The sequence below is a fragment of the Escherichia sp. MOD1-EC5990 genome (assembly GCF_002965285.1).
Taxonomy (GTDB): Bacteria; Pseudomonadota; Gammaproteobacteria; order Enterobacterales; family Enterobacteriaceae; genus Escherichia; species Escherichia coli_F.
Window position 1 is genome coordinate 154,846 of sequence record NZ_PTRV01000006.1, and the last position, 25,374, is coordinate 180,219.

Consider the following 25,374-nt stretch of genomic DNA (forward strand, 5'->3'; position numbering starts at 1 on the left):
AACAGAATATGCTCGCAGATATCAGATATTGGGAAAACGATGCCACAAATAAACATTATGCAATTGCCCATTTTAACGTATGGAATGCAGAAATGTTGATGGGCGTTATCGACGCAGCCGAAGAAGCGAAATCACCGGTTATTATTTCTTTTGGTACAGGTTTTGTCGGGAACACCTCATTTGAAGATTTCTCTCACATGATGGTATCAATGGCAAAAAAAGCAACGGTGCCGGTAATAACTCATTGGGATCATGGTCGGAGTATGGAAATTATTCATAACGCCTGGACTCATGGTATGAATTCATTAATGCGTGATGCTTCCGCATTTGATTTCGAAGAAAATATTCGTTTAACCAAAGAGGCTGTTGATTTCTTCCATCCGCTGGGTATTCCGGTAGAGGCAGAATTAGGGCATGTCGGTAATGAAACCGTTTATGAAGAAGCGCTGGCGGGCTATCACTATACCGATCCTGACCAGGCGGCTGAATTTGTTGAACGTACGGGCTGTGACTCATTGGCTGTCGCCATCGGCAACCAGCATGGGGTTTATACGTCAGAGCCACAATTGAACTTTGAGGTCGTCAAACGCGTACGCGATGCCGTTTCTGTTCCGCTGGTTTTGCACGGCGCATCGGGGATCAGTGATACCGACATTAAAACTGCAATTTCGTTGGGTATCGCGAAAATCAACATTCATACGGAGCTCTGTCAGGCCGCAATGGTAGCAGTGAAAGAAAACCAGGATCAGCCTTTCCTGCATTTAGAACGTGAAGTACGTAAAGCTGTAAAAGAACGGGCATTGGAAAAAATTAAACTGTTCGGTTCTGATGGCAAAACGGAATAATGATATGGATAATCTCGACGTTATTTGTATAGGTGCCGCTATTGTTGATATTCCATTGCAACCGGTCAGTAAAAATATCTTTGATGTGGATTCTTATCCTCTTGAAAGAATCGCAATGACCACCGGGGGTGATGCAATAAATGAAGCAACAATTATTTCTCGTCTGGGCCATCGCACAGCATTAATGAGTCGTATTGGTAAAGATGCCGCCGGGCAATTTATTCTCGACCATTGCCGCAAAGAGAATATTGATATTCAAAGCCTGAAGCAGGACGTCAGCATAGATACCTCTATTAACGTTGGACTGGTGACGGAGGATGGCGAGCGGACGTTTGTCACAAACCGTAACGGCAGTCTGTGGAAATTGAATATTGACGATGTTGATTTTTCGCGGTTTTCTCAGGCGAAATTATTATCTCTGGCCAGTATTTTCAACAGTCCTCTATTGGATGGTAAAGCGCTAACAGAAATTTTTACGCAAGCTAAAGCCCGGCAGATGATTATCTGTGCCGATATGATCAAACCGCGGTTGAATGAAACGCTGGATGATATTTGCGAAGCATTGAGTTATGTCGATTATCTGTTTCCTAATTTTGCCGAGGCAAAATTACTCACTGGGAAAGAGACACTGGATGAAATTGCTGACTGCTTTCTTGCGTGCGGCGTAAAAACGGTGGTGATTAAAACGGGTAAAGACGGCTGCTTTATCAAGCGTGGTGACATGACGATGAAGGTGCCGGCGGTCGCAGGAATAACCGCCATCGACACTATTGGCGCAGGCGATAACTTTGCTTCTGGCTTTATAGCGGCTCTGTTAGAAGACAAAAATCTGCGTGAATGCGCACGCTTTGCCAATGCAACGGCGGCTATCTCGGTTCTAAGCGTCGGTGCCACCACCGGTGTAAAAAACAGAAAGCTGGTCGAACAATTGCTGGAAGAATACGAAGGATAATGAAGGCAAATGAAAAAGATACCTTTAGGCACAACGGATATAACGCTTTCGCGAATGGGGTTGGGGACATGGGCCATTGGCGGCGGTCCTGCATGGAATGGCGATCTCGATCGGCAAATATGTATTGATACGATTCTTGAAGCCCATCGTTGCGGCATTAACCTGATTGATACTGCGCCAGGATATAACTTTGGCAATAGTGAGGTTATCGTCGGTCAGGCGTTAAAAAAACTGCCCCGTGAACAGGTTGTAGTAGAAACCAAATGCGGCATTGTCTGGGAACGAAAAGGGAGTTTATTCAACAAAGTTGGCGATCGGCAGTTGTATAAAAACCTTTCCCCGGAATCTATCCGCGAAGAGGTAGAAGCCAGCTTGCAACGTCTGGGTATTGATTACATCGATATCTACATGACGCACTGGCAGTCGGTGCCGCCATTTTTTACGCCGATAGCTGAAACTGTCGCAGTGCTCAATGAGTTAAAGGCCGAAGGGAAAATTCGCGCTATAGGCGCTGCTAACGTCGATGCTGACCATATCCGCGAGTATCTGCAATATGGTGAACTGGATATTATTCAGGCGAAATACAGTATCCTCGACCGGGCAATGGAAAGCGAACTGCTGCCGCTATGTCGTGATAATGGCATTGTGTTACAGGTTTATTCCCCGCTAGAGCAGGGATTGTTGACCGGTACCATCACTCGTGATTATGTTCCGGGCGGCGCTCGGGCAAATAAAGTCTGGTTCCAGCGTGAAAACATGCTGAAAGTGATTGATATGCTTGAACAGTGGCAGCCACTCTGTGCTCGTTATCAGTGCACAATTCCCACTCTGGCACTGGCGTGGATATTAAAACAGAGTGATTTAATCTCCATTCTTAGTGGGGCTACTGCGCCGGAACAGGTACGTGAAAATGTCGCGGCACTGAATATCAACTTATCGGATGCAGACGCAACATTGATGAGGGAAATGGCAGAGGCTCTGGAGCGTTAAATACTCAACACGATTCACCTCTGTTTCTGTGAAAACTGTGATTAAAATCTGTGATTCAAACAGGTTATTTTGAAAGTAAACATCGGTTATGCGATAATCGCGCTAATGTGATGTAAAAAGATACAGGGGTGTAATCGTGGCGGCAAAAGACAGGATTCAGGCAATTAAGCAAATGGTTGCCAACGATAAAAAGGTGACAGTCTCAAATTTGAGTGGGATTTTTCAGGTAACCGAAGAAACCATTCGCCGCGATCTTGAGAAGCTGGAAGATGAAGGCTTTTTGACCAGAACCTATGGTGGTGCTGTTTTAAATACAGCGATGTTGACGGAGAATATCCATTTTTATAAGCGCGCTTCATCGTTTTATGAAGAGAAGCAGCTTATTGCACGCAAGGCGCTACCCTTTATCGACAATAAAACCACTATGGCAGCCGATTCCAGTAGTACCGTTATGGAATTGCTCAAATTGTTGCAGGACCGTAGTGACCTGACGTTGCTAACTAACTCGGCGGAAGCGATTCATGTTCTGGCTCAATCAGAAATTAAAGTCGTTTCAACGGGGGGGGAACTAAACAAAAATACACTTTCCCTGCAAGGAAGAATTACTAAAGAGATCATCAGCCGCTACCATGTCGATATCATGGTAATGAGTTGTAAAGGTCTTGATATTAACAGCGGCGCGCTGGACTCTAACGAAGCGGAAGCTGAAATCAAAAAGACAATGATCCGTCAGGCGACAGAAGTTGCGTTATTGGTTGATCACTCTAAGTTTGATCGCAAAGCTTTTGTCCAGTTAGCTGACTTTAGTCATATTAATTACATAATAACTGATAAATCACCGGGTGCAGAGTGGATAGCATTTTGCAAAGACAATAATATCCAGCTGGTGTGGTAATTTAAGCACACGTTGTCAATATTATTTGTTCCTGCGCCTGGAAAATAAAATGATGATAAAGATGCGGCAAGTGAATTTGCCGCAATTGTTACCTTTTTAGCAAATCCGAGGCACCTAATGGAACAATATGATCAAATTGGCGCAAGACTGGACCGCTTGCCTTTGGCCCGGTTTCATTATCGTATATTTGGTATTATAAGCTTTAGTCTGTTATTAACGGGTTTTTTGAGTTATTCAGGCAATGTTGTTTTAGCAAAGCTGGTAAGCAATGGATGGTCAAATAATTTCCTCAATGCTGCCTTTACCTCGGCATTAATGTTTGGTTATTTCATCGGCTCTCTTACCGGTGGGTTCATCGGTGATTATTTTGGGCGGCGCAGGGCTTTTCGCATAAATCTTCTCATCGTCGGTATTGCGGCAACAGGGGCCGCTTTTGTCCCTGATATGTACTGGCTCATTTTCTTTCGCTTCCTGATGGGCACAGGAATGGGGGCGCTGATTATGGTTGGCTATGCTTCGTTTACGGAGTTTATCCCCGCGACGGTGCGTGGAAAATGGTCCGCGCGGCTGTCATTTGTCGGTAACTGGTCGCCCATGCTGTCTGCGGCGATAGGCGTGGTGGTTATCGCTTTTTTTAGTTGGCGGATAATGTTTCTGCTGGGTGGTATTGGCATACTGTTAGCCTGGTTTCTCTCAGGTAAATACTTTATTGAGTCGCCTCGATGGTTGGCGGGGAAAGGGCAAATCGCAGGTGCAGAAAGCCAACTTCGTGAAGTAGAGCAGCAAATTGAAAGAGAGAAGAGTGTTCGTTTACCCCCGCTTACTTTGAATCAGAGCAACAGCAAGGCTAACGTAATCAATGGTACTTTCTGGCTGCTGTTTAAAGGGGAAATGTTACGACGTACATTAGTCGCGATTACTGTTTTAATTGCAATGAACATTTCACTTTATACCATCACCGTATGGATACCGACCATATTTGTTAACTCCGGCATTGATGTTGATAAATCAATATTAATGACTGCTGTTATTATGATTGGCGCTCCGGTAGGTATATTTATTGCGGCATTAATTATTGATCATTTTCCTCGTCGATTATTTGGCTCCGCCTTGCTTATTATTATTGCCATGTTAGGCTATATCTATTCAATTCAGACTACAGAGTGGGCGATTTTAATCTATGGCCTGGTGATGATCTTCTTTTTATACATGTATGTTTGCTTCGCGTCGGCGGTTTATATCCCGGAGCTTTGGCCAACGCATTTACGCCTGCGCGGTTCGGGTTTCGTTAATGCCGTCGGACGGATCGTCGCGGTCTTCACGCCTTATGGCGTTGCGGCACTATTAACGCATTATGGGTCAATCACGGTGTTTATGGTGCTTGGCGTGATGTTAGTGCTCTGTGCGCTGGTTCTCTCCATTTTTGGCATCGAAACGCGGAAGGTGTCGCTGGAAGAGATTTCTGAGGTGAATTAAATCTTTCGTTGATGGCGTCAATTGCCAGATGTACCACTGACGTGTTTTATCTGGCCTACAATGGCAGTACAGAATTGTAGGCCAGCATAAAATTACTCCTGCGTCTCTTCCCAGTCTGCCAGCGTATATAGCGTTGCCCCAGCTGCTGACATCTCCATAAACGCGTGCGCACTGTCCTGTGGCTGGATATTCACGCCACGACAACCATCGGTAATCACATTAACCTTATAACCTAACTGTAACGCGTCCAGCACGGTAAACTTCACGCAATAGTCAGTAGCCAGGCCCATAATGATCAATTCATCGATTTCATGATCGCGTAACCAGTCATCGAGCGTGGTTTTCTGCCGACGGCCGTTATCAAAAAAGGCACTGTAACTGTCAACTAAAGGATTTTCGCCTTTATGGAACACCGCTGCGATCGCTTTTTGGTTCAGTAACGGATGTAATTGTGCGCCTTCACTGTTCTGCACACAGTGATCTGGCCAGAAGGTTTGTGGCAAACCGTCGAGTTGGCCTGGCGTATAAGGCTCTACACCGTGCTGACTGGCAAAACTGCCGTGATTCGCCGGGTGCCAGTCTTGACTGGCGATAACCGCTTCACCGCGCGACTGGCACCAGTCAATCAGGCGGTTAGCGACATCCACCGTACTGTCACCTTCCGGCACGGCGAGCGCGCCACCAGCACAGAAATCATTTTGTAAATCGACCAGTAACAGGGCGCGAGGGGGCATTGCAGTCTCCTTAATCATCCGGCGTCAGTTCGCCGCGCAGGTTTTGGCTCATGGCCTTGCGAATGGTTTCAGTATCCAGTTCCTGGCTAAGCAGGTAATGCAGTTTGGTTAGCGTAGCTTCTACTGTCATATCAGCTCCACCAATGACGCCGGCATGGGCGAGGGCGTTACCAGTGGCATAGCCACCCATGTTCACTTTGCCGGACATACATTGTGTCAGGTTGACTACCACAATTCCGCGATCGCTGGCTTCTTGTAATTCTTGCAGGAAGGCTTTGTTTTGTGGCGCATTACCCACGCCATATGAGCGCAGAATCAATGCTTTCACCGGTTGGCGCAGAAAATTGCGCACGACGTCAGCAGAAATCCCCGGATAAATCGTCACTACGCCAATTGGTTGTGGGGTGATTGGATGAACGATCAATTCCCCTTCACCGTGCGGGGCGGGGGGCGTATTCAAACGACGAATATGGATACCTGCTTCCAGTAACGGAGGAAGGTTTGGAGAGGCAAACGCATCAAAACCATCGGCATGGGCTTTGGTGGTACGGTTGCCACGATAAAGTCGATTATTAAAAAAGAGAGTTACTTCGTTGATAGGATAATTCGCCGCAACGTACAACGCATTCAGCAGATTAATTTGTCCGTCAGAGCGTAACTCAGCCAGCGGGATTTGTGACCCTGTCACAATGACCGGTTTACCGAGATTCTCGAGCATGAACGACAGCGCAGAGGCGGTATACGCCATCGTGTCGGTGCCGTGCAGAATGACAAAACCATCATAGTCGTCATAATGCGCTTTAATATCTTCAGCAATATGCTGCCAGTCTTCTGGCGTCATATCTGAAGAGTCCATCAGCGGCGTATATTCATGAATGGTGAAATCTGGCATCTCCGGGCGATGGAATTCCGGCATCAGCGCCAGTTGGCGTTGTAGATGACCTGACACCGGAATATAACCCTGCTCGGAACGCTGCATCCCGATGGTCCCGCCCGTGTAGGCGACGTAAATTGATTTCTTTTGCATGATATTGATATGAATGATATCGAAAGAGCAAAAGTATATACGTGAGGGGCAGCGAGCGCACCTGGATACTCTGTGGATATGAGAAAAGTCCGGCAGAACGGAGGGATTAGTGTCCAGCCGGAGAAAAGTGGTTAATCCTGCAACGCATAGGTTACGGTGGTGACTACGCGTACCGTTTTATTAATCGCCGTAGGATCATCTTCATCACTGCCACTGGCGAAGATCTGGAACACGCCTTGTGAGGCATCGCTAATTGACCCCACCTGGCTACCTGAGTCCGTTGCAAATTGTAATGCTGCGTTGCGTGCATCTTTGGTGGCGGCGGCAATCATCTCAGCGCGCAGTGCGCCAATACCATTAAAGCGATAGGCGACTTTGCTCTCAGCGATAGCGCCCTCCGTAGCGACTTGCAGTTCGTTTAATTTCGCGACGACTTTTTCGACAGCAGCAACATTATGGGTTTTTATCGTCACTGACCCGTCTGCGTTATAGCGTGGCATTGTGGGATCATCTTTCAGATAAAAGGAATCTGTTCGCTTGCTTGTCCATTGGCCCTGGGTTATCTCTTTCTCGTTAATCCCCTGAGCATTGAGTTCGGCAACAATTTTTTTCTGCGCGTCTTCCAGTTTCGGGAACAGTTCGCCGGGAATATTACCCTTAAAGTTAATCGCAATTGTTAATTCTGCCGTATCTGCGCGAACTTCTTTTTCAGAAAGCCCACGCACATTTACATAACGGTTATTGGTTTTTAAATGTTTAACACCATCGCCAACAAAATAACCACAGGCGCTAATCCCCAGTCCGAGGACGATAGCGGCAATTAAAGAGGGGGCCTTATTCACTGATGACTCCATATCAGATGCTAAATGAGCAAGGGAATGTAGTGGAGAGAGGGAGTGAAAGACAGTCCGATTCAGGAGTGTGGCCGACAGCATATCGGCCACATTTTTGCAGGATTTAACGCACGTTGGCGCAGGTCAGGCAAAACGCATAACGGTTTTGTGGGTCGTTAAACGCTGCCAGCTTGTCGCTTTCACTTTTAACGGTAGAGGCTACCGAGGCCAGCGGTGCAGGTAACATGGCCTGGAACGCATCTGGCAACATTGCCCGGACAGAACCAGACATATTGTCCATCACTTTGTCGAAGAAGGTCGGTTCATCAACGTAGTATTCCAGATGCCACTGTTTCACTTTTGCCAGCTCTGCTGCTTTGGCAACCGCATCATCGAAATCCCCGAGACTATCGACCAGCCCGTTAGCTTTTGCATCCTGACCGGTCCAGACGTGGCCCTGGGCGATTTTATCAATCTGCTCCGGCGTCGAATGACGCGCATCAGCAACCAGCGTGATAAAGCGTTTATAGCCATTCTCAATGCTTAACTGCATCATCTGCTGCGCTTCCGGCGGCAGTGCCTTGGTGATAGAAACATCCGCCAGCGGTGAAGTTGAGACGCCATCGGTATGAACACCAATCGAATCCAAACTATTTTCTACGGTAGTGATCACGCCGAAGATACCGATAGAACCGGTCAGGGTGCTGGGGTTAGCCACAATGTAATTAGCTGGCGTGGAAATCCAGTAACCACCAGATGCCGCCATGCCGCCCATCGATACAACCACAGGCTTACCCGCTGCCCTGGCTGCTGCCAGTTCAGCGCGAATCACTTCAGAGGCGGTAACGCTGCCGCCAGGGCTATTAACACGCAGAACAATCGCTTTCACTTTCGGGTCAAGGCGAGCGTCGCGGATTTGTGCCGCAGTGGTATCACCGCCAACATTCCCCTGAGTTTCCTCGCCATCCATAATTGCGCCATTCGCGAAGACGACACCGATGCTGTCACCGGTATCTGCCGGCGTTTTCAATGCGTAATCGTAATAACTGATGGCGCGATAATTTTTATCAGTCTTACTCCAGCCGAACTCTTTGGTCAGAGCTTTTTCGATTTCGGCACTTGATGCCAGTGCATCGACCAGCTTGTTTTCCAGCGCATATTTCGCGGTATCGCCACCTGTTTTGGTTAAACTCTCAAGCAACCCTTGCGCACCAGGGAATACCTGCTGAGCAGGGATCTGCCGGTTAGCGGCAACAGTATTCAGATAGTTTTGCCACAGCTCACCGATCCAGCGGCTGTCAGCTTCGCGGGCTGCCGGTGACATATCATCACGAATAAACGGTTCAACGGCAGATTTATACGTACCCACGCGGAACACATGGGTGGAGACTTTCAGCTTATCCAGTAACGATTTGTAGTACAGACCGTTGGTAGCAAAACCGTGCAGATCCACCACGCCTTGTGGAGATAGCCAAATTTTGTTGGCGAAACTGGCGAGATAATATTGCCCCTGGCTGTAGTTCTCGCCTATGGCATAAACTGGCTTCCCGCTGTCACGAAACTCTTTCAGGGCTTTGCCGATGTACTGCATAGACGGCTGGTCGCCGCCTGCGAAGTTTTTCAGATCCATCACGATACCGGTGATATTGCGGTCGTCCTTCGCCTGGCGAATGGTGTTGACGATATCAAACAGTGAGTTTTCCTGCAGACGGTCGGAACTGGCACCAAGGAGCTGGCGGCTTAGCTTACTAAACCGCTGAGAACTGTCGGGTTTATCGACGATTACACCAGATATGTCCAGCAGCAGCGCGCCACGACTGGCCGTTTCTTTCGAATCACCACCACTGACCTGCATCCAGATCCCCACACCAACCAGTACGAGAAAAATAAAGAACAGGTTAAGTACCATTTCACGGACGAAATTCAGCAGACGCCACGTCCATTTAAAAAATCCGGCAATAAATCGCCAAAGGGTTCGCATGTATTCTCCCAACTTAAGGTCACACCTGTCACAGGCGCAATAGATGTGGTTATCGTAATGACCCAACCGGCACTTGTCAGCAGGAATTGCGGACTGTGCTGTAACAAAATCCACTCTCGTGTTAATTTTGTGAATAAATATCATGACAGGAGTTAATCAAATGGATGCACTCGAACTATTGATCAATCGCCGTAGCGCCTCCCGCCTGGCTGAACCTGCGCCAACGGGTGAACAACTGCAAAACATCCTGCGTGCGGGTATGCGTGCCCCGGACCATAAGTCCATGCAACCGTGGCATTTTTTTGTGATTGAAGGGGAAGGACGCGAGCGTTTCAGCGCATTATTGGAACAGGGGGCGATTGCTGCCGGTAGTGATGACAAAGCTATCGACAAAGCGCGTAATGCGCCGTTCCGCGCACCGCTCATCATAACGGTGGTGGCAAAATGCGAAGAAAATCATAAAGTCCCGCGCTGGGAACAGGAAATGTCTGCGGGATGTGCGGTCATGGCGATGCAAATGGCAGCAGTTGCCCAGGGGTTTGGCGGCATCTGGCGTAGTGGCGCATTAACTGAAAGTCCGGTAGTGCGTGAAGCATTCGGTTGCCGTGAGCAGGATAAAATTGTCGGTTTTCTCTACCTTGGTACGCCGCAGTTGAAAGCATCTACATCGATAAACGTTCCGGACCCGACGCCGTTTGTGACTTATTTCTGATAATTGTCGCGAAACTGTCTGGATTGTGAGCAAAGGCGCAGGAATTCAGACACTCTCACTTATCACTTCATGGAATGAGGGTTACCATACCCGGATTGCATTGACAGGAGATGTCCATGAGCGAGAACTCGATTCGTTTGACCCAATACAGCCACGGTGCAGGTTGCGGCTGTAAAATTTCCCCAAAAGTGTTGGAAACCATCCTGCACAGTGAGCAGGCGAAGTTTGTTGATCCGAATTTGCTTGTGGGTAATGAAACCCGCGACGATGCGGCGGTGTACGATCTGGGCAATGGCACCAGCGTTATCAGTACCACCGACTTCTTTATGCCGATCGTTGATAATCCTTTCGATTTTGGCCGCATTGCGGCGACTAACGCCATCAGCGATATCTTCGCGATGGGTGGCAAACCGATTATGGCGATTGCGATCCTCGGCTGGCCTATTAACAAACTTTCCCCTGAAATTGCCCGCGAAGTAACCGAAGGTGGACGCTATGCATGCCGTCAGGCGGGTATTGCGCTGGCTGGCGGTCACTCCATCGATGCGCCGGAGCCGATTTTTGGTCTGGCGGTAACGGGGATCGTACCGACCGAGCGGGTGAAGAAAAACAGTACTGCACAAGCCGGATGCAAACTGTTCCTGACGAAACCGCTGGGAATTGGCGTTCTTACTACGGCTGAGAAAAAATCACTGCTGAAACCAGAACATCAGGGACTAGCGACGGAAGTGATGTGCCGGATGAACATCGCAGGCGCGTCCTTTGCCAACATCGAAGGCGTAAAAGCGATGACTGACGTGACTGGTTTTGGTCTGCTGGGGCATTTGAGCGAAATGTGTCAGGGTGCTGGTGTGCAGGCGCGAGTCGACTATGAAGCGATCCCGAAACTGCCGGGGGTTGAAGAGTACATTAAGTTGGGCGCAGTGCCTGGCGGCACCGAACGTAACTTTGCCAGCTATGGGCATCTGATGGGTGAAATGCCGCGTGAAGTGCGCGATCTGCTGTGCGATCCGCAAACTTCTGGCGGTCTGCTGCTGGCGGTCATGCCGGAAGCAGAAAATGAGGTCAAAGCTACAGCCGCCGAGTTTGGCATGGAACTGACGGCGATTGGCGAACTGGTGCCAGCGCGCGGCGGTCGTGCCATGGTTGAGATCCGTTAATTCAATGCGGTTGTTTATTGCCGAAAAACCGAGTCTGGCGCGCGCCATTGCTGATGTCCTGCCCAAACCGCACCGGAAAGGCGATGGCTTTATCGAGTGCGGTAATGGCCAGGTGGTGACCTGGTGTATCGGTCACCTGCTTGAGCAGGCGCAGCCAGACGCCTACGACAGTCGCTATGCGCGCTGGAACCTGGCCGATCTCCCCATTGTCCCGGAAAAGTGGCAATTACAGCCACGACCCTCCGTGACCAAACAACTTAACGTCATCAAACGCTTTCTGCATGAAGCCAGCGAAATCGTTCACGCCGGTGACCCGGACCGTGAAGGGCAATTGCTGGTAGATGAAGTGCTGGACTACCTGCAACTGGCACCAGAAAAGCGCCAGCAGGTACAGCGTTGTTTGATAAACGACCTGAACCCGCAGGCGGTTGAGCGGGCGATCGATCGTCTTCGCTCCAATAGCGAGTTTGTACCACTGTGCGTTTCTGCGCTGGCGCGAGCACGAGCCGACTGGTTATACGGCATCAATATGACCCGCGCGTACACCATTCTCGGTCGTAATGCGGGTTATCAGGGCGTGCTTTCCGTGGGCCGCGTGCAGACGCCCGTGCTCGGGCTGGTGGTGCGCCGCGATGAAGAAATTGAAAACTTCGTGGCGAAAGACTTCTTTGAAGTCAAAGCGCATATCGTGACACCTGCCGATGAGCGGTTTACCGCTATCTGGCAACCGAGCGAAGCGTGTGAACCGTACCAGGATGAAGAAGGGCGCTTGTTACATCGTCCGCTGGCGGAGCATGTGGTCAACCGCATCAGCGGCCAACCGGCTATTGTCACCAGCTATAACGATAAACGGGAATCAGAATCCGCACCGCTGCCGTTTTCGCTTTCGGCGTTGCAGATTGAAGCGGCTAAACGCTTTGGTCTGAGTGCGCAGAACGTGCTTGATATCTGCCAGAAGTTGTACGAAACGCACAAGCTAATCACTTATCCGCGTTCCGATTGTCGCTATCTGCCAGAAGAGCATTTTGCCGGACGCCACGCGGTGATGAATGCTATCGGCGTCCATGCGCCGGATCTGTTGCCGCAACCAGTGGTAGATCCAGATATACGCAACCGCTGTTGGGATGACAAAAAGGTCGATGCGCACCACGCCATCATCCCGACCGCGAGGAGTTCTGCCATCAACCTGACGGAAAACGAGGCGAAGGTCTATAACCTGATTGCTCGTCAGTATTTGATGCAGTTCTGTCCGGACGCGGTGTTCCGCAAGTGTGTTATCGAACTGGAAATAGCCAAAGGCAAATTTGTCGCTAAAGCCCGTTTTCTAGCTGAAGCAGGCTGGCGCACGCTGTTAGGCAGCAAAGAGCGCGATGAAGAAAACGACGGCACGCCACTGCCTGTGGTGGCGAAAGGCGATGAGTTGCTGTGTGAAAAAGGTGAGGTGGTAGAGCGACAAACGCAGCCGCCGCGCCATTTTACCGATGCAACACTGCTTTCGGCGATGACCGGGATCGCGCGCTTTGTTCAGGATAAAGATCTGAAAAAGATCCTTCGTGCGACCGATGGTCTGGGGACAGAAGCGACTCGCGCCGGGATTATTGAACTGTTGTTCAAGCGTGGCTTTCTGACCAAAAAAGGGCGCTATATCCACTCCACCGACGCCGGAAAAGCGTTATTCCATTCGCTGCCAGAAATGGCTACGCGACCGGACATGACCGCGCACTGGGAATCGGTGCTGACGCAAATCAGCGAAAAGCAGTGCCGCTATCAGGACTTTATGCAACCGTTGGTGGGGACGCTGTATCAGTTGATTGATCAGGCCAAACGTACGCCGGTGCGGCAGTTTCGCGGCATAGTGGCTCCAGATGGCGGAGAAGGAAATAAAAAGACTTCATCACGTAAGCGAGCAGCGAAAAAAAGCCCGCCAGCAGCAGAGGCGGGCAGTGGAGTGATAATGTAATGCTCTGATGCAGTCAGTTTTCGTAGGCCAGATAAGGCGTTCACGCCGCATCTGGCATAAACGCCTGAAACGGCGCTAATGACTTAAATCACACCCTGCGCCAGCATCGCATCGGCAACCTTCACAAAACCGGCAATGTTCGCGCCCTGCACGTAGTTGGTTTGCTCACCTTCACCACCATGCTCAACACAGGCATGGTGGATATCCAGCATGATGTGATGCAAACGTGCGTCAACTTTCTCGGCTTTCCAGCCCAGGCGCGCAGCGTTTTGCGCCATTTCCAGGCCGGATGTAGCTACGCCACCAGCATTAGCCGCTTTACCCGGTGCAAACAGTACGCCTGCCTGCTGGAACAGTTCAGTCGCTTCGATGGTGGTCGGCATATTCGCCCCTTCGGCGACGGCTTTAACGCCATTGGCGATAAGCTGATGCGCGGCGTCTACATCCAGTTCGTTCTGGGTGGCGCAAGGCAGGGCGATATCAACCGGTACAGACCACGGCTGTTGGCCTTCGAGATAGACCAGGCCAAATTCTTTGGCGTAATCTGCCACTCGACCATCGCGGCTGGCTTTGATTTCGATAAGACGCGCCAGTTTCTCTTTAGTGAATCCGCTTTCATCAACGACAGTGCCACTGGAATCTGACGCAGTAATCACACGGGCACCAAATTCCATCGCTTTTTCGATAGCGTACTGAGCGACGTTGCCGGAGCCAGAAACGGAAACGCGCATCCCTTCAAAACCCATACCGTGGCGTTTTAGCATTGCCTCGGTGAAATAAACCAGACCGTAGCCGGTAGCTTCCGGGCGAATAAGACTGCCGCCAAAAGAAAGCCCCTTACCGGTGAAGACGCAGGCGGTATTGTTGGAGAGCTTTTTCATCATCCCCGCCATAAAGCCGACTTCACGACCACCAACGCCGATATCGCCCGCCGGAACGTCGGTATCTGCGCCCAGGTGGCGATACAGTTCAGTCATTAGCGCCTGGCAGAACCGCATCACTTCGCCTTCGCTTTTCCCTTTCGGGTCGAAATCGCTGCCGCCTTTACCACCGCCCATCGGCAGAGTTGTCAGGGCATTTTTGAAGGTTTGTTCAAAGCCGAGGAATTTGAGAATGGAGAGGTTTACCGACGGATGGAAGCGCATACCACCTTTGTACGGGCCGATGGCGGAGCTGAACTGCACGCGCCATGCACGGTTGACCTGCACCTGGTTGCGATCGTCAACCCATACCACGCGAAACTGGATCACGCGCTCCGGCTCAACCAAGCGCTCCAGTAATGACATTTGGCGATATTTTGGATTTTGTTCAAGAAAAGGCCAGAGTGTGGTCATTACTTCACGAACGGCTTGCGCGAACTCGGTTTGATTCGGGTCGCGCTTTTGGACATGGTTGAGGAATGACTCCAGAGAATATGTCTGATCCATAGATATAAAACCCTTATATATTAATACGATTATGCTTATGTTGTTTATGTCATGTGCTTTTGCAGTTTTCGACTATACCATCAAGAATGTGACGGTAAGCAAGAAAAAAATGACTCACGAAAGCAAATTAATAACGGGAGAAATCTCATAACCAAAAGCGATAACTCAGACGCTAAAGTTTTGCCGCCAGGCTACCGTTATCAGTAGCAGAGACAAAAACGTTAAGGAGTTCCCTGTGAGTCGAGCATTGTTCGCCCTAGCATTGGCATTTCCATTAATTGCACTGGCTAACCCGCATTATCGTCCGGACGTGGAGGTGAACGTACCGCCAGAAGTGTTCAGTTCAGGCGGGCAGTCAGCGCAGCCCTGTACTCAGTGCTGCGTTTATCAGGATAAAAATTATTCTGAAGGGGCGGTAATTAAAGCCGAAGGAATACTGCTGCAATGCCAGCGGGATGACAAAACTCTTAGCACTAATCCGCTGGTCTGGCGGCGCGTAAAGCCATAAACGCCTTTAATAGTGGAATGTCAGCAGGGGCCAGCGGATATTGCAGAGCCTCTTCAGGTGAGCACCAGACCAGCGCCTGATGTTCATGTGCCTGTAACGTCCCGTGGAAGTTGGGTATGTGCCAGGCATGAAGATGGATAATCCGCCCCGACACTTCTCGCTGATGGCTGGCAACATACTCACCCACAGTTGCTTCGATGCCCAATTCTTCGCGTAACTCACGCACTAGCGCCTGCCGCTGGCTTTCATCCGGCTCGACTTTACCACCGGCAAACTCCCATAATCCCGCCTGATCGCTATGGGCGGGGCGTTGAGCGAGTAAAATTTTGCCATCACGTTCGATGATGGCGGCAACAACTTCAATCATATTCATAAATTACACACGGGCAGATAAGCGAAAAATGCCATAATATCCGCACTGTTGCTCAATCAGAAAGGCTTTATATTTAAGGAGTGCCTGTGTTAGACCGCCATCTTCATCCCCGAATTAAACCTTTGTTGCATCAGTGTGTGAAGGTGCTGGATAAACCCGGCATTACGCCAGATGGTTTAACATTAGTGGGATTTGCCATCGGCGTGCTGGCACTGCCGTTTCTGGCGCTGGGCTGGTATCTGGCGGCGCTAATCGTCATTTTGTTGAACAGGCTGCTTGATGGTCTGGACGGCGCGTTGGCGCGGCGAAGAGGACTTACCGACGCGGGTGGCTTTCTCGATATTTCTCTCGATTTTCTTTTTTACGCACTGGTGCCTTTTGGGTTTATCCTCGCCGCACCGGAGCAAAACGCGCTGGCAGGCGGCTGGCTGCTGTTTGCGTTTATTGGCACGGGAAGCAGTTTTCTCGCATTTGCTGCGCTGGCGGCGAAACATCAGATTGATAATCCCGGTTATGCGCATAAATCGTTTTATTATCTGGGCGGGTTAACCGAAGGCAGCGAGACGATTTTGCTGTTTGTTCTGAGTTGCCTCTTGCCAGCTTATTTTCCGTGGTTTGCGTGGGTATTTGGTGCGTTGTGCTGGATGACGACCTTTACGCGGGTGTGGAGTGGGTATCTGACGCTGAAGTCGCTCCAGCGCCAGTAATTGCAATGTTATTTGCTGCTGTCCGGGCCGCGCTCACCGGTTGCTACGGGATTTTTCGGATCGCTGCTCCATTCGTACCAGCCGCCGTCGTAAACGGAGACGTTATTCCAGCCCATTGCTCGTGCGTACATAAAGGTTTCGGACGCGCGCCAGCCGGTGCCGCAGTAGAATGAAACTTGCTGATCTGGTTTGATATTCCATGCTTTCCACATAGCGGCAATATCATCGGCGCTACGCATGGTGCCATCCGGGTTATGGAAATCTTCCATATGCGTCGAGTCGCTACCAGCGTGTCCCCAACGGGCTCCGGCTATTTCACCTTTTGGCTTAATATAGCTGTAACCACTGGTCGTACCGATAAATTCTGGCCACGAACGAATGCTCACCAGCGATGCATCCTGGCGATGCAGCAGCCCACGGGCCTGTTCCATATCAAGCATCAACTGCGGTTGCGCCGGGATCTTCACGCCGAAATCCGGTTCAGCTTTCACTTTCGGTGGCGTTCCGCGCTCAACAGGCAGTCCCGCGTCGGACCAGGTTTGCCAGCCGCCGTCCAGCAGGCGCACATCTTTCACCCCTGCATAGAGCATAATCTGTGCTACACGCGCTGCTGCGTATACATCGCGACCATATAGAATCACCGTGGTGTCATGACGAATGCCATGCTTTGCCAGCATCGCTTTCAGTTGTTCATCAGAGACTTTATTCCACAGCGGTTCGCTTTCCACTTCATTGGTATCGATGTAATCCGCGCCGGGAATATGGCTGATAAGGTAAAGCTTAGGAGCGCCCCAGGCCGCTTCAATGACTTTCCAGTCACCGGCAGGTTTCGCTGTAACGTCTTTTCCTTGTTGCAGGTCATGCAGCCATTGCGGATAAACCAGCTGCTCAAAGTGCGGCAGTTTTTGCAGACGGGAAGGTTCGCTTAGCGCGTCACTCAAAATGGAGATATGCGTAAAACCTGCTTTTTGCAGTCGCGTTTTGACGGCGTCGACATCTTTGTCATTACCGTACAGCGCCACCGGAGCGTCGGTTTTCAGGTTATGTAGCTTGATCCACGCGTTGAGCTGTTCGGTGCTCATTTTGTCGAGCCAGCTAGCAGAAAGGTTTAAGGCGGCAGGTTCATGACCGGAAGGGCCATTTAAGGTTTGTGGCCAGCCGTTATAAAACGCGCTGGGGCGAGTATCTATCGCTTTGCCATTTTGTTGTTGAAGCTGGTCAAGAGTAAGAGGCTTCGCCAGTTCAGCGGCCCACGAAGAAGCGCAAGCCAGCCCTAAAGCCATTGCCAGCGCGGTCATTTGAGAAACACGTTTCATCGAAAATCCCGACATTGTAGTTTTGAGTGCGCCATTCTGAACTGACACATTGGGAAAAACTTTGCGTTATCGCAGTTTGTTGTAATTTTCTGACCACTGCGCCATATCCAGAACGGGACTATCGGCAGGAACATCCTGAAGATCGTGGGTGACCTGAACGACGGGGATCGCCAGTTCGCGAACTTCGCTGAACACCCACTGGCGAAAATTATCGCGCAGAGCCACATCAAGACGGCTGAACGGCTCATCCAGTATTAACGCTTTAGGCTGTGCGAGAAGGGCACGTAGCAAGGCTACCCGCGCTCGCTGGCCGCCCGATAATGTCGCCGGATCCTGATGAAAAGTTCCGCCAAGCCCTGTCCGTTCAAGCGCATCATTTACTGCATTGTGCCTTGCAGCCCCTTTCAGGGTCGCCGGTAGCGCCAGCAATAAATTTTGCCCGACGCTGAACTGGTCAAATAACAGTGCATCCTGGAATAGAATACCAATCTGACGCTGTGCGGTGGGTAGCATGTCAATCCGTTGCTCATTGAGCCATAGCTCACCTGTACAAGAAAACTGTCCTGCCAGCGCACCAATCATCCATGAAAACAGAGAAGATTTACCACAGCCTGAAGGACCCATTAACGTGACAATGTCACCTTTATCCACCGTAAAGTTAACGTTTGTCAGCAAGCGGCTTTCTGGTAAACGTAGCGAAACATTTTTCACGCAGAGCATTAGCGGAGTCCTTGTCTGACATAACCTACCCATTTTGCGACTAACGCGGTCAGGGCAAAAATAATAAGCGGCAACAGTAGTTGCCATAAAGCCTGGGCGGCGAGAATGCCGTTGCTGCCGCCGCTGCTTAATGCCACCGCTTCAGTGGTGAGCGTCGGAAAACGCCCCGCGCCCAGCCACAGCGTCGGCATATACTGCGCAATACTGACTGAAAATCCCACCGCGAAGGTAATCAGCGCAGGGCGCAACATGAGTGGGCATTTCACGTAAAAGAAGATTTTGGCCCGCGACCAGCCCAGTGTTTGCGCAATCAAAATTATCCGTGAATCAATGCACTGCCAGGCGGGTTGCAGGATAAACAGCATCCACGGCATTACCCACAGCAGATGCCCCCAGACCACCGCTGTCCAGCTCCCATCTATGTTCAGCCATAGCGCCAGCATGTACTGGCCCGCCACCAGCGGCAGAGCGGGTAATAAAATGGGCAACCAGAGCCACAACTGGCGACGCTTTGCCCCCCATTCCAGCCACAGCAGTAACAGGACCAAAGCGATAAACGTCGCCACCAGCCCCATTGTCAGGCTGTTGATGAGCGCTTCACTATTGATCGTCGACTGATCCGCGAGGATCGCCAGCAGAGCCACACAGAGCACACCGGTTAAGGGTAAAAAAATCGCCAGTGTATTACCGAGTAATAAAGGCGTGGCGGGCTTACGAACGCCATCTTCCTGGGGGATCGTGCGTCGCCAGGCGCGCCATAACAGATAACCAAGCAAAACGTAGGCGGCGAGTAACAGCATCAGCAGCAGACTGGCAAGCGCGCCTTTTGTCTGTTGGTCAATGCCACCCTGGGTTAGCCACTGCCAGCTAATTACCGCCAGCGTCGGTGGATTACCCGGCCCGAGAATAATTGCCACATCCACGACCGACAACGACCATGCCACAATAGCCAGCATCGCCATTGCCAGTGCAGGCGCGACGGAGGGCAACAACAACCAGTTCAGACATTGCCAGCGGCTGTAGCCCAGCGAATCCAGTACAATAACCTGCTGCAACAGCCGTTTCTCGCTCAATACTGCCGCTAAGATCCACAGCAGAAATGCGCTTTCTTTCACCGCCAGGGTAAGGCCCAGCCCAATACCCAATTTATCCATCGGCGGAGTGAGAAAAGGAAAAACCTGATAAACCAGGCCACCTTCAGCAAACAGCAACAGGGCGCTGGTGGCAAAAGCCACATGGGGGATGGCGAGCAGCCACGGCAGACGGGCGCACATACGCGGCCATTTCGGCCCCGGCCACAGCGCGACTATCACCAGCAGGGCAATAAACAAAGCGCCGACCGCCGCGATGGTTGTCGATACCAGCGTTGCCAGTAAGGCCTGCGGTAACTGCGGATCGGCAAATAACGCATGCCAGTGTGCCAACGACAAAGCAGGCGATATCAGCGTGAGAGCTGCCGGGATCAGCGGTGCATAAATCACCACCACCATCGCCCACAGCAACAAGATTAATGCGTACCGTAACGGCGTAGCCATTCTTGTTCCAGCGCATTTACCCAGCCAGCATGCGGTTCCGCCAGTACCGGCGGCAGATCCTGCGGCATTCTTGATTGCAATGTTTCACGCTGCCCGTCAGGCAGTTTTTGTGGATCGAGAACCGATGGATCGCCCCATACAGCAGGATCTGCCTTACGCAGCTGTGCATCAGGTGAGAGCAGGAAATTGGCAACCACCTTCGCCGCAGCACTGGCATTCGCGTTGACCGGAACGGTGACAAAATGCACGTTGCCAATCATCCCCTCGTTAAAACCAAAACTGTAACTGCTTGCCGGCAAATCGCCACTGGCGATTTTTTGCTGGGCATGTGCAGGATTAAAGGTCAGCGACAGGCGCAATGTGCCAGCTTTCAGCAGAGCATCCATCCGCGCGGGCGAAGGTGGGAAATCCTTTCCTTCGCGCCATAAATACGGATGCAGCGCATCAAGATATTGCCACAAGGGCGCAGTGATACGGGCGAAAGTCGCATCGTTCGGCGCTTCTTTTAATGCTGCGGGATCTGGCGTCAGCATAATCAGTAACTGTTCAAGAAATGCGGTGCCAGTAAAGTCTGGCAGGCGCGGATAGGTAACCGTGCCAGGATTGGCTTTAGCAAATTCCAGTAAGTCTTGCGGTGTTTGTGGTGGCTGTGGCGTAACATCGCGGCGGGCGATAAACGTCAGTTGTGCGCCGCCCCACGGTGATTCTGCGCCTTCGACAGGTACAGAAAAATCTTCCCGTACCGGCAGTTGTGTATCGACATAACGCCAGTTTGGCAGAGTCTCAGCCCAGCCGGTTTGCAGTAAATTGGCCTCTTTTAAGGTGCGGAAGTTTTCGCCGTTCACCCAGAGCAGATCCACCGAGCCGCCCGTTTTACGTCCGGCAGCAGCTTCGGTCTGAATGCGCTTCACCGCGTCTGCGGCATCTGCCAGACGGACAATCTTCAGGTTTACATCATAATGGTTTTTCATCTCGCCGCTAACCCAGTCGAGATAGCGGTTAATTGCGGTATCGCCGCCCCAGGCGTTAAACCAGACGGTTTGCCCTTTGGCCTCATTTTTAATTTCCTGCCAGTCACTGGCATGTGTTGCCAGAGAAAACAGCGATAACAATCCCAGCAACCACCCACAATGGCGCATCATCTCTCCTTAAGAACGTTTTTCAGGAATACGGCACAGCCCCTGAGCGGGAATGTCCATGGCAGAATTAAAACGGGCTGACAGATTTTGCAGGCCGATCAATGCCGTCAGTTCGGTGAGCGCCTGAGCGTCAAAATGCGTAGCCAGTCGGGTACGCAGGGCTGCATCGACTGTTGGTGGCGTTACGCTGGCGGCTTCGGCGTACTCCAGCGCCAGCCGTTCTTCATCGCTAAAGAGCAGGCTTTGCCGCCAGTCAGCCACTGCCAGCAGTTTATCGGTGCTGCCAGTGCGCTCGGCGACTTTCATACTGGTGATATCCACGCAAAACTCACACAGGCACATTTGCGCAATGCGCGCGCTGACAAGCGATCGCACTACCGGATCGAGCGGTGAGCGTTTACGCTCCAGCCAACCGACAAACATCGACACCAGATAAAAGATAAACGGGATCCGCCCCCACCAGCGAATGGGGCTTAGCACCTCGCCGTAATGGCGACGATGCAGCCACGCCTGCGGACGTAAAATGAAAGGAATTTTGCTAAGCGGCGGTAAACCCATCAGGCATTCCTCTTCTGGCGTTCAAGCCATATTTTTTTCGCCATAAAAATCACCACGGTCAGGGCAAACAGAATAAACAGTCCGGTGACAAACCAGAAGGTACCGCCCGTTAACATACTGCCCGCCCAGGAATAAACAATAGTCGCCGGTAACTGACCAAGCCCGGTGGCGATAAAAAACGAGCGAAAACGTATTGACGTCAAACCGGCAGCATAGCTGATTGGATCGAAAGGGACAAAAGGCAATAACCGGCATACCAGGATAGTGTGTTTGCCGTAGCGAGTGAAAAATCCGTCCATACTGTCAAGCACGGTTTTACCGGTTAATTTTTCCACCACTTCGCGGCCCATCACTCTGGCGATAAAAAAGCATAGCGCCGCGCCTGCCATAGAACTGGTCCACGACAGCAAGCCACCCCAGAACGCGCCAAACAGCGACGCATTGGCAAAGGTAATTAAAAACGCAGGCAGCGGCGCAGCAATGGCCTGTAAAATCATCAAAATGAACGAGACAACTGCTGCCAGTGCGCCGTAAGACTGAATAAAGCGTTCTATACCCTGTTGGTCCACGGCGGCAAACGCCGCAACGCTGCGATTGATAAACTGATGGACGCCGGGAAGCAGTGCCCATGCCAGCAGCATAGCGAACAACAGGATGATGAGGGTTATACGGTAGTACCAGATTTTACGCGATTGCATCTTCATCATCCTTTATCGTGGCTTTATTCGGTGATTTTAAAGGTAACCGTAGCCAGCGTGTTATCTGCCGGGAGAACCGAGGCATTGCCTTTGAATTGCACTTCACCACGTTTTTCCACCGCACCATAAGTGTATGTTGCATTGCTGACGATGCCGACCGGGCAGCTATCCAGACATACCAGGCAGCCCGTTTTCTTCTCTTCTGCGGCGGCTAAATTACCGCCAAAGCGCATGTCCAGTTTTTTACCGTTATTGTCGACAATCACCTCATCGAATGAATACGCTTTTGCTGCCCCTTGCCAGTTGACCGAAATATCCAGTTTGCTGCCCGCTACATGAGTCGTTTCTTTATTCTCCATGGTCATGTTTTCGCCCGGGATACCACCGGCTTGTTTCAGTGCTTCATAAAATGCTTTCGGGGTCGCATAACCCATAAACAGCGATTTATGTCCGTTGGAGCCATCTTTAAACACTATGCCGTGTCGAGTGTCGTCTGTCAGGAAACGGCCATTAATTTGTACCAGCATGGTGACCGTATGGTTATTGTTATCGACACGCAGTGGTTGGCTGTCTGAAAGCCCGTCGTATTCCACTTTTGCTGCCGCATTCTCTTTTTGATCGCAGCCACTAAGCCCGGCAACGGCCAGTAAACACAGTGCAGCCAGTCCTTTTTTCCATGACGCTGAATAATGTTGCAACATCGTTCTATCCTTCATTTTTTGGGTGAGTAAGTGGGCTGCGGCGCGAAGCAGACAGATCCACGTGTTTGTGTCGGGCGTAGAGTTTGGCAAGCTGGACGAGAATAAACAGTGCCAGGCCCGCCAGACAGAGTTGTAAAATAAAGCGCAGCGTAATGCCTTCACTGGCGAGATCGCTGGCCATCACGGTATAAATAACTATACCGGGCAGGGTAGTGAGTGCCGAAATAAGGGTATAAGGCCAGAAGGCGATTGTGGTTAATCCGTAAGCGTAATTTTGAATATTGTAAGGAAACAACGGGATTAAGCGGGTCAGAATAAGAAAATCAATACCGTTACGCGCAATGCCTTTTTCAATGGCCTGGAAGGTATGGCTATGGCCAACGTATTTCAGCAGTAAATCACGTCCCAGCCAGCGCGCCAGCAGGAATGAGCACGAGGAGGCCAGCGTAGCGGCAATTAATGAGAGTAGTGTCCCTAAGAGCGGGCCAAAAACTATTCCTCCAGCGATCACCAGTATGCTTCCTGGTAACAGAAAGAGGGTGGCAATGATGAATAACACAATATAAAGGCAATAACCGAACAATCCGCTCTGGCGAATGAGAGTTTGTAAGTGGGGTAAATCGGTGAGCAGATCGAATAAACCGCAAGCGTGGATAGCGTAAATGACCAGCGCAAAAATAAAACAGGCAAAAAGAAATTTACGCTCAGCGTTCATTGTGGAGTTTCCTATATCAAACTTGATAATAGAGAAGTGGTCAGACAACTAAAAACGCTGTGACGGTATAACAAAGGACGACAAGCAACAAATCATTACTGACAGTTTGTTGATTTTTCTCAAGGTTAATTCTCCTGACTCCGTTTGAGTCAGGAGAGCAGCTAAATTAGCGGCGGAAGGTCGCCCAGACGGGGGCGTGATCGGACGGTTTTTCCATGCTGCGAATTTCATAGTCGATGCCGGTTTCTACGCAACATTCTGCCAGCGGTTGGCTGGCGAGAAGCAGGTCGATGCGCAGACCACGGTTATCGTCAAAACCTTTTGAGCGGTAATCAAACCATGAGAAACGATCTGCTGTTTCCGGATTCGCATGGCGGAAGGTATCCACCAGCCCCCAACTTATCAGCCTGTCCATCCATTCACGTTCTTCAGGCAGGAAAGAACATTTACCAGTACGCAGCCAGCGTTTGCGGTTCTCTTCGCCAATGCCGATATCCAGGTCGGTGGGGCTGATATTCATATCGCCCATAATCAGCACCGGATTTTCGCGCTTAAGTTCGGTTTCGAGATAGTTTTGCAGGTTCTGATAAAACTGCGCTTTCGCCGGGAATTTAATCGGATGGTCGCGACTTTCGCCCTGTGGGAAGTAACCGTTGATCACGGTGACATTACCCAGCGGCGAGGGGATTTCCGCCATAATAATTCGCCGTTGTGCCTCTTCGCCGTCGTCAGGGAAGCCGCGACGCACAGCAATCGGCGTCTCTTTGGTCAACAATGCCACGCCGTAATGGCCTTTCTGCCCGTGATAAAACACGTTGTAGCCGAGCTTTGCCACCTCTTCGAGCGGAAACATATCGTCATGAACTTTTGTCTCCTGCAGGCCAATCACATCCGGCTGGTGCTTTTCGACAATGGCTTCAAGCTGGTGAGGTCTGGCGCGCAGGCCGTTGATATTAAAAGAGACAAATTTCATAGTCGCTGCCATTTATTCAGATAAAGAGTGCGTGGATGGTAGCAGAATTTCGCTTTGCTTACCGCCTGTTGTTAAGTGATTTGATCGATGGTTGTTAATGATGTCAACGATGGCGCAAAAATTGCCCGCTTTTGGTGCGCGCTGCGTCAGAATGGCGCAGTAATTTCCAGTAAATTTCGTCAATGATCACAATTCCAGAATTATATTTTACTTTTGCATAATATTGCGTTTTTTATTCTTTCTATTCACCATCATCGCAAACATATTCACTTTTTATGCACTTTAAATGCATAGCGTACAGTTATAACTCCTTGATTATCAGTTAATCGCCCCCTTTTATGCACTTTTATCACTGGCTGGCACGAACCCTGCAATCTACATTTACAGCGCAAACATTACTTATTATTAACATATAAATAACTAATCATTTACTGTAGAG

25 protein-coding genes are annotated in these 25,374 nt (G+C 50.5%); 10 read left to right on the forward strand and 15 right to left on the reverse strand.

Annotated features, from left to right (window positions below):
• Positions 1-8 precede the first annotated feature (8 nt).
• From BEB42_RS09510 to BEB42_RS09530, 5 genes are all read left to right on the forward strand, one after another.
• Positions 9-845, forward strand: a complete 837-nt coding sequence (locus BEB42_RS09510) for a ketose-bisphosphate aldolase (protein ID WP_105267321.1) — start codon at positions 9-11, stop codon at positions 843-845.
• 4 nt (positions 846-849) lie between these two features.
• Positions 850-1,797: a sugar kinase gene (locus tag BEB42_RS09515; protein WP_001354718.1), complete on the forward strand. Its 948-nt coding sequence runs from the start codon at positions 850-852 to the stop codon at positions 1,795-1,797.
• Between the two features lie 9 nt (positions 1,798-1,806).
• On the forward strand, positions 1,807-2,787 hold the full coding sequence (gene ydjG, locus BEB42_RS09520; protein WP_000723726.1) for an NADH-dependent methylglyoxal reductase: 981 nt from the start codon (positions 1,807-1,809) through the stop codon (positions 2,785-2,787).
• A gap of 136 nt (positions 2,788-2,923) precedes the next feature.
• Positions 2,924-3,682: a DeoR/GlpR family DNA-binding transcription regulator gene (locus BEB42_RS09525; protein ID WP_000719088.1), complete on the forward strand. Its 759-nt coding sequence runs from the start codon at positions 2,924-2,926 to the stop codon at positions 3,680-3,682.
• A 117-nt stretch (positions 3,683-3,799) separates the two neighbouring features.
• On the forward strand, positions 3,800-5,158 hold the full coding sequence (locus BEB42_RS09530) for an MFS transporter (protein WP_000438818.1): 1,359 nt from the start codon (positions 3,800-3,802) through the stop codon (positions 5,156-5,158).
• A gap of 92 nt (positions 5,159-5,250) precedes the next feature.
• Here the strand turns inward: BEB42_RS09530 and pncA are convergent, their stop codons facing one another.
• The 4 genes from pncA to sppA form a co-directional block, all read right to left on the reverse strand.
• On the reverse strand, positions 5,251-5,892 hold the full coding sequence (gene pncA, locus BEB42_RS09535) for a bifunctional nicotinamidase/pyrazinamidase (RefSeq protein WP_001135079.1): 642 nt from the start codon (positions 5,890-5,892) through the stop codon (positions 5,251-5,253).
• Between the two features lie 10 nt (positions 5,893-5,902).
• Entirely contained in the window at positions 5,903-6,919 is a 1,017-nt protein-coding gene (gene ansA / locus BEB42_RS09540; protein ID WP_001170162.1) for an asparaginase, read from the reverse strand.
• 131 nt (positions 6,920-7,050) lie between these two features.
• Positions 7,051-7,761, reverse strand: a complete 711-nt coding sequence (locus tag BEB42_RS09545; RefSeq protein WP_123058306.1) for an SIMPL domain-containing protein — start codon at positions 7,759-7,761, stop codon at positions 7,051-7,053.
• 115 nt (positions 7,762-7,876) lie between these two features.
• Complete coding sequence (gene sppA, locus BEB42_RS09550) at positions 7,877-9,733, reverse strand: signal peptide peptidase SppA (protein ID WP_105267323.1); 1,857 nt, start codon at positions 9,731-9,733, stop codon at positions 7,877-7,879.
• Positions 9,734-9,893: 160 nt separating this feature from the next.
• On the opposite strand from sppA, the gene BEB42_RS09560 reads away from it, so the two are divergent.
• From BEB42_RS09560 to topB, 3 genes are all read left to right on the forward strand, one after another.
• The gene (locus BEB42_RS09560; RefSeq protein ID WP_000339269.1) at positions 9,894-10,445 is read left to right on the forward strand and encodes an NAD(P)H nitroreductase; all 552 of its coding nucleotides are present in this window, start codon (positions 9,894-9,896) and stop codon (positions 10,443-10,445) included.
• A 116-nt stretch (positions 10,446-10,561) separates the two neighbouring features.
• Complete coding sequence (gene selD, locus BEB42_RS09570; RefSeq protein WP_105267324.1) at positions 10,562-11,605, forward strand: selenide, water dikinase SelD; 1,044 nt, start codon at positions 10,562-10,564, stop codon at positions 11,603-11,605.
• Between the two features lie 4 nt (positions 11,606-11,609).
• Positions 11,610-13,565, forward strand: a complete 1,956-nt coding sequence (gene topB / locus BEB42_RS09575; RefSeq protein ID WP_001235791.1) for a DNA topoisomerase III — start codon at positions 11,610-11,612, stop codon at positions 13,563-13,565.
• A gap of 83 nt (positions 13,566-13,648) precedes the next feature.
• Here the strand turns inward: topB and gdhA are convergent, their stop codons facing one another.
• Positions 13,649-14,992, reverse strand: coding sequence for an NADP-specific glutamate dehydrogenase (gdhA, locus tag BEB42_RS09580; protein ID WP_000373043.1), 1,344 nt, complete (start codon positions 14,990-14,992; stop codon positions 13,649-13,651).
• Positions 14,993-15,227: 235 nt separating this feature from the next.
• Between gdhA and BEB42_RS09585 the strand changes: the two genes are divergently transcribed.
• Positions 15,228-15,500 carry a YnjH family protein gene (locus tag BEB42_RS09585; RefSeq protein WP_039020744.1) on the forward strand — a complete coding sequence of 91 codons (273 nt, stop codon included), beginning with the start codon at positions 15,228-15,230 and terminating at the stop codon, positions 15,498-15,500.
• On the opposite strand, the gene nudG is transcribed toward BEB42_RS09585, so the two are convergent.
• The gene (nudG, locus tag BEB42_RS09590; RefSeq protein ID WP_105267325.1) at positions 15,466-15,873 is read right to left on the reverse strand and encodes a CTP pyrophosphohydrolase; all 408 of its coding nucleotides are present in this window, start codon (positions 15,871-15,873) and stop codon (positions 15,466-15,468) included. The two genes, BEB42_RS09585 and nudG, sit on opposite strands and share 35 nt — an antisense overlap.
• A gap of 86 nt (positions 15,874-15,959) precedes the next feature.
• Here nudG and BEB42_RS09595 point away from each other — a divergent pair, with 86 nt between their 5' ends.
• Positions 15,960-16,580, forward strand: a complete 621-nt coding sequence (locus tag BEB42_RS09595) for a CDP-alcohol phosphatidyltransferase family protein (RefSeq protein ID WP_001353164.1) — start codon at positions 15,960-15,962, stop codon at positions 16,578-16,580.
• 8 nt (positions 16,581-16,588) lie between these two features.
• On the opposite strand, the gene ynjE is transcribed toward BEB42_RS09595, so the two are convergent.
• From ynjE to xthA, 9 genes are all read right to left on the reverse strand, one after another.
• Positions 16,589-17,896, reverse strand: coding sequence for a thiosulfate sulfurtransferase YnjE (gene ynjE / locus BEB42_RS09600; protein WP_105267326.1), 1,308 nt, complete (start codon positions 17,894-17,896; stop codon positions 16,589-16,591).
• A 66-nt stretch (positions 17,897-17,962) separates the two neighbouring features.
• Positions 17,963-18,616 (reverse strand): ATP-binding cassette domain-containing protein, encoded by a 654-nt coding sequence (locus tag BEB42_RS09605; protein ID WP_105267327.1) that lies wholly within the window; start codon positions 18,614-18,616, stop codon positions 17,963-17,965.
• The gene (locus BEB42_RS09610; protein WP_105267328.1) at positions 18,616-20,151 is read right to left on the reverse strand and encodes an ABC transporter permease subunit; all 1,536 of its coding nucleotides are present in this window, start codon (positions 20,149-20,151) and stop codon (positions 18,616-18,618) included. The genes BEB42_RS09605 and BEB42_RS09610 overlap by 1 nt, the downstream gene beginning before the upstream one ends.
• On the reverse strand, positions 20,124-21,290 hold the full coding sequence (locus BEB42_RS09615) for an ABC transporter substrate-binding protein (protein WP_105267329.1): 1,167 nt from the start codon (positions 21,288-21,290) through the stop codon (positions 20,124-20,126). The genes BEB42_RS09610 and BEB42_RS09615 overlap by 28 nt, the downstream gene beginning before the upstream one ends.
• A 9-nt stretch (positions 21,291-21,299) precedes the next feature.
• Positions 21,300-21,848, reverse strand: coding sequence for a carboxymuconolactone decarboxylase family protein (locus tag BEB42_RS09620; RefSeq protein ID WP_105267330.1), 549 nt, complete (start codon positions 21,846-21,848; stop codon positions 21,300-21,302).
• Positions 21,848-22,555: a TVP38/TMEM64 family protein gene (locus BEB42_RS09625; RefSeq protein ID WP_105267331.1), complete on the reverse strand. Its 708-nt coding sequence runs from the start codon at positions 22,553-22,555 to the stop codon at positions 21,848-21,850. The genes BEB42_RS09620 and BEB42_RS09625 overlap by 1 nt, the downstream gene beginning before the upstream one ends.
• 14 nt (positions 22,556-22,569) lie before the next feature.
• Positions 22,570-23,247 (reverse strand): lipoprotein YdjY, encoded by a 678-nt coding sequence (ydjY, locus tag BEB42_RS09630; protein WP_105267332.1) that lies wholly within the window; start codon positions 23,245-23,247, stop codon positions 22,570-22,572.
• A 4-nt stretch (positions 23,248-23,251) separates the two neighbouring features.
• A complete protein-coding gene (locus tag BEB42_RS09635) occupies positions 23,252-23,962 on the reverse strand; it encodes a TVP38/TMEM64 family protein (RefSeq protein ID WP_105267333.1) in 711 nt (236 codons plus the stop codon).
• A 166-nt stretch (positions 23,963-24,128) separates the two neighbouring features.
• Entirely contained in the window at positions 24,129-24,935 is an 807-nt protein-coding gene (gene xthA / locus BEB42_RS09640) for an exodeoxyribonuclease III (protein ID WP_105267334.1), read from the reverse strand.
• Between the last annotated feature and the right edge of the window lie 439 nt (positions 24,936-25,374).